Raw genomic sequence first — 4,705 nt, 5'->3', positions numbered from 1 at the left:
ACCGGCTGCAGCAGATTGCCTTCGAGCTGGTTCACCACGACCACCACCACCACCAGGACGATCACTGCCGCCACCGGGCCGACACCCAAAAGTGCGACGACGGAGGCCAGGATCCCGGTGACCGTGGCACCCAGGATGGGGATGAAGGCCCCGATGACCTCGAAGATCACTTCCCACAGCGAAGCGCCGTTGTCTTTGTCGAAACACTAGTTCTTCAGTACTTTTGAGTTTTTCAACTTAACGTTGCTTAACGCCCCAGCCTCGTTCTGTAATAGAAATCACAACGTCAAGTAGCGCTAAACACACCATCAAGGTCCACACCGAAGGAAGCCGGCATGACAGATAGCCCATCCGCGATGAAGCTCTCATATGACGAAAGCGCGCCACGCCCGGCTAAGACTTCTGCCGCCGCCGTTGCTCGCGCTTGTGGGGTCTCAGCAGCAACAGTGAGCTACGTGATGAATGGGCAGCCGGGCGTCTCGACCGAAACACGTCGCCACATCGTCAAGGTAGCCAACGAATTAGGTTACCGACCAATACGTCATGGGCGTCTTCCCGACCCGCTATTGACCCGCGTCGTGGGATTGATTCTGCCCAACATCGTCAACCAGATGTACACCGGGTGGGCACAACACATCATTGATGCAACGGCCTCCAAAGGTTTCGAGGTCTTCGTAGCCACCACCCAGGACGACGCCGAGTCCCTAGCTCAGGTCGCCTCTACATTAGCGGCCAGAAACGTGGATGGTGTCATCATCGCAGCAGCTCTGAGGGAGGACTCTAGGGCTCTGAGGACGTTGCGACAGAAACGCATCCCCTACGTCTATCTATCTCGTCGTTCCGACCATATTCCTGGGGACTTTGTCGGCATCGACGACGACGCTGCCGCCTCGGCCCTCATGACTCATGTCCTTTCCCACGGATACACAGAGATCGCAACGGTCATCGGCCCAAGGTTTTCCACTGCCTCATTGGCACGAGAGCAAGCATTTGTCCGAACCGCCGCCGCAGCCGGAATTCCCATCACTGGTCAACGAAAAATCAGCACACGACTTAATTCCGACGGCGGTGTAGTAGCCGCCGAAAAACTATTCGGCTCCCCACAACCTCCGGAGGCAATCGTCTGCGGCTCCGACGAGATTGCCATCGGCATTATGGAGCACGCTCTTTCATTGGGTCTGACCATTCCAGGCGATGTTGCCGTCGCCGGGAGTGATGGATTACCTCACAGCCGGTCTCGCCTCATTGATCTGACCACGATCGTTCAGCCGGTCCAACAGATGGCCGAGCGTTCCTTCGAGCTACTCCTCAACCAAATCACCAGTCCGCGCACCACATATGCGCATACAGTCTGCGATCACTCCATTCACATAGGTGCGACTTGCGGTTGCCCAAAGAGTATCGCTTCTCTGCATTAACGGTTTGTTTCACACTCCTCACGGCAACACCACCTTTTCCATACCCAACACCACGCAAAGGTAGCCATGTCCACTCATACGAACGCGATGGCAATGAGACCACAGCATGTCGTCAACAAACTCATTTTCCGGCGTGTCATGCCTCTACTGATTGCCGCCTATGTAATGGCATTCCTAGACCGCACCAACATTGGCATGGCCAAGGACCGCATGGAGATCGATCTCGGCATCTCCGCCACGGCTTACGGCGTCGGCGCCGGCTTGTTCTTTCTGACCTACGCCCTATCAGAAATCCCTTCTAACCTGATTATGCACAAGGTCGGAGCTCGCTTTTGGATCATGCGCATCATGATCACGTGGGGCATTCTGTCTGCTTGCATGGCTCTCGTCCAAGGGGAATGGTCTTTCTACATATTACGAATGCTCCTCGGAGTCGCTGAGGCTGGCCTCTTTCCTGGAGTCATCTACTTCTTGACCCAATGGTTCATCGCGAATGATCGCGCCAAAGCTAACGGCATGTTCCTGCTCGGAGTCTCGTTGGCTAACATCATCGGTGCTCCACTCGGTGGCGTGCTACTTACGCTGGACGGTCTAGGTGGTCTTCACGGCTGGCAATGGATGTTCATCGTCGAAGGGTTGCCTGCCTGCGCTCTAGCATTCGTAATTTGGAAGTTCTTGCCCAACAAACCGACCGACGCAAAGTTCCTCTCTAGGGCCGAGGCAGAGGACCTAGAGGCTCGCATCGCCGCTGAGGAGAAATCGGGGGCCGAGGCAGCAGGGAACTCAAAACTGATCCACGTGCTGAAAGACAAGCAGATTCTTCTAGTTGTGGCCATCTACTTCGCCCATCAAATCGCTGTGTACGCATTGAGTTTCTTCCTTCCCTCAATCATCGGGACTTATGGCGAACTAAGCACGATCCAAATCGGTCTACTTACTTCTATCCCGTGGATTTTCTCTGCAGCCGGCGCGTTACTGCTTCCCCGCTTGGCGACCAACGCCAGCCGCTCACGACTGATCGCCACATGCACAATGGTTGGTATCGTGGCCGGATTCACTCTCGGCGCAATTGGCGGTCCTGTGCTGGGTCTCATCGGATTCTGCCTCGCGGCGTTCAACTTCTTCGCGTTGCAGCCCATCCTCTTCACCTACCCGGCCACACGTCTGTCCGGGGCTGCGCTAGCAGGTGGCATTGCCTTCGTGAACACAGTGGGACTGTTCGGGGGATTCCTCGGACCATACGTCATGGGATTCCTGGAAGACGCCACCGGTTCCAAGTTCGCGGGCCTTTGGTTCATCGTCGCAATGTGCGTCATCGGTGCTGTCCTCACGCGCTGGCTAAAGCGAGGCACCGAAGATCCTGCCCTCGCCACAGTCTCTGGCCACTAGGCACTGACTTTCAGCAAATTAGACCGCCCAACATCGGACGAAAGCCTCGGATTCACACCTGAGCATCAGCGTTTGCAAATATTCTTCACCACCAAAAGGAGCAGTACCCGTGGATTACACCGGACTAAACTACGCCGGCCGCAAGGTTCTCGTCACAGCCGGGGCCGCAGGCATCGGTCTAACGATCGCCACTCGCTTTCAAGATCTGGGCGCCAAAGTATTCGTAACAGACATCAACCCCGCAGCTGTGGATTCAGCACGTGCCTCCGGCTTTTCCGCAGCGGTCAGCGATGTCTCCAATGAGGACCAAGTTCGATCCCTTATGGACACCGTTGCCACTGACCTCGGCGGACTGGATATTTTGGTCAATAACGCGGGGATCGCTGGCCCTACTGGCTCGATTGAAACCTTAGAAGCAGCGGATTGGAAAGCAACGTTCGACGTTAACGTCCACGGGCAGTTCTACTGCATCAAATATGCGCTGCCGTTCCTCCGACTCTCCACAGACGCGGCAATCGTCAACCTCTCCTCCGCCGCCGGACGACTGGGCATGGCGGGCCGCAGCCCCTACTCCGCCTCCAAATGGGCAGTCGTCGGGCTAACTAAAACGTTGGCCATCGAACTCGGTGGCGATGGCATACGTGTCAACGCCATATGCCCAGGGGCCGTCGACGGCCCCCGCATCGATGCAGTCATTGAAGCCAAGGCAAAGATGTTGAAGCGACCATTGGCTGAAGTCACTGACCTCTATCTCGGCCAGTCATCTTTGAACCGACTTGTTGAGGCAACTGATATTGCAAACATGGCAGTGTTTTTGGGCAGTGATCTCGCCCGAAGTGTCAATGGTCAGGCGATGGCTGTCGACGGCAATACAGAGAAGCTCTACTAGCCCCAGACCCTCTTCTTACGGCAACACTCTCGAGTACCACCAAAGGAATTAACATGGCCTCCAAGAAAAAAGTCATCATCACCTCCGCCGTCACTGGCGCCATCCACACGCCGACCATGTCCCCACATCTGCCCGTTACACCAGACGAGATCGCAGACGCGGCGATCGGAGCCGCGCAAGCCGGCGCCGCGGTCGTCCACATGCACGCCCGGGATCCCAAGGATGGGCGCCCTTCCCAAGATCCGAAGCACTTTGAGCCAATTCTTGAAAAACTCAAGGCCAACACGGGCGCGATCATCAACATCACGACTGGTGGCTCCCCCCATATGACTGTCGAGGAGCGAATGCTCCCGGTTGCTACTTTCAAGCCAGAATTGGCATCACTGAACATGGGATCCATGAACTTCGGGCTCTACCCGATGCTGGACCGATACGCTGATTTCGACCACGAGTGGGAGCGTGAGTCTCTGGAGAAGTCCAGAGATCTTGTCTTCAAGAATACGTTTGCGGACATCGAGACAATCCTCGGCATCGGCAGCTCAAATGACACGCGCTTCGAGTTCGAGTGCTACGACATCTCTCACCTTAATAACCTGGCTCACTTCCATGGGCGAGGGCTGGCGCGTGGCCCCCTATTTGTCCAGTCGGTCTTCGGCTTGCTGGGAGGTATCGGGGCCCACCCCGAGGATCTCATGCACATGCGCCGCACCGCCGACAGGTTGCTCGGCGAGGACTACCAGTGGTCGATCCTTGGAGCTGGTAAAAATCAGATGCCATTGGCCACTATCGGGGCCGCCATGGGCTCACACGTCCGTGTCGGGTTGGAAGATTCCCTGTGGATCGGACCAGGCCAGCTGGCAGCGTCCAACGCCGAACAGGTTTCACGTATCCGAACCATTCTGGAAGCCCTGAATTTTGAGGTCGCGACACCAGATGAGGCCCGCGAAATACTCGATCTCAAAGGCGCAGACAAGGTGGGGTTCTAAGCATGACAATGGATAAAAGTGTC

At 56.3% G+C, this 4,705-nt stretch carries 4 protein-coding genes; all 4 read left to right on the top strand.

Annotated features, from left to right (window positions below):
- The first annotated feature begins 335 nt into the window (after nt 1-335).
- On the top strand, nt 336-1,418 hold the full coding sequence (locus CIK75_RS10215; protein WP_241895399.1) for a LacI family DNA-binding transcriptional regulator: 1,083 nt from the start codon (nt 336-338) through the stop codon (nt 1,416-1,418).
- A 66-nt stretch (nt 1,419-1,484) separates the two neighbouring features.
- A complete protein-coding gene (locus tag CIK75_RS10210) occupies nt 1,485-2,807 on the top strand; it encodes an MFS transporter (RefSeq protein ID WP_179204198.1) in 1,323 nt (440 codons plus the stop codon).
- 109 nt (nt 2,808-2,916) lie between these two features.
- A complete protein-coding gene (locus CIK75_RS10205; RefSeq protein ID WP_086994179.1) occupies nt 2,917-3,696 on the top strand; it encodes an SDR family oxidoreductase in 780 nt (259 codons plus the stop codon).
- Nucleotides 3,697-3,749: 53 nt separating this feature from the next.
- Nucleotides 3,750-4,682, top strand: coding sequence for a 3-keto-5-aminohexanoate cleavage protein (locus CIK75_RS10200; protein ID WP_086994176.1), 933 nt, complete (start codon nt 3,750-3,752; stop codon nt 4,680-4,682).
- The last annotated feature ends 23 nt before the right edge of the window (nt 4,683-4,705 follow it).

It is taken from the genome of Glutamicibacter sp. BW78 (assembly GCF_002332245.1).
GTDB classification, from domain to species: Bacteria; Actinomycetota; Actinomycetes; order Actinomycetales; family Micrococcaceae; genus Arthrobacter_H; species Arthrobacter_H rhombi_A.
The sequence above is the reverse complement of the archived record's forward strand: the minus strand, read 5'-3'. Positions and strand labels throughout refer to the sequence as shown.

What these genes read in the sequence shown, in the direction of transcription:
- CIK75_RS10200 (WP_086994176.1), top strand. Translation starts at nt 3,750, where the DNA reads ATGGCCTCCAAGAAAAAAGTCATCATCACCTCCGCCGTCACTGGCGCC.
- CIK75_RS10215 (WP_241895399.1), top strand. Translation starts at nt 336, where the DNA reads ATGACAGATAGCCCATCCGCGATGAAGCTCTCATATGACGAAAGCGCG.
- CIK75_RS10210 (WP_179204198.1), top strand. Translation starts at nt 1,485, where the DNA reads ATGTCCACTCATACGAACGCGATGGCAATGAGACCACAGCATGTCGTC.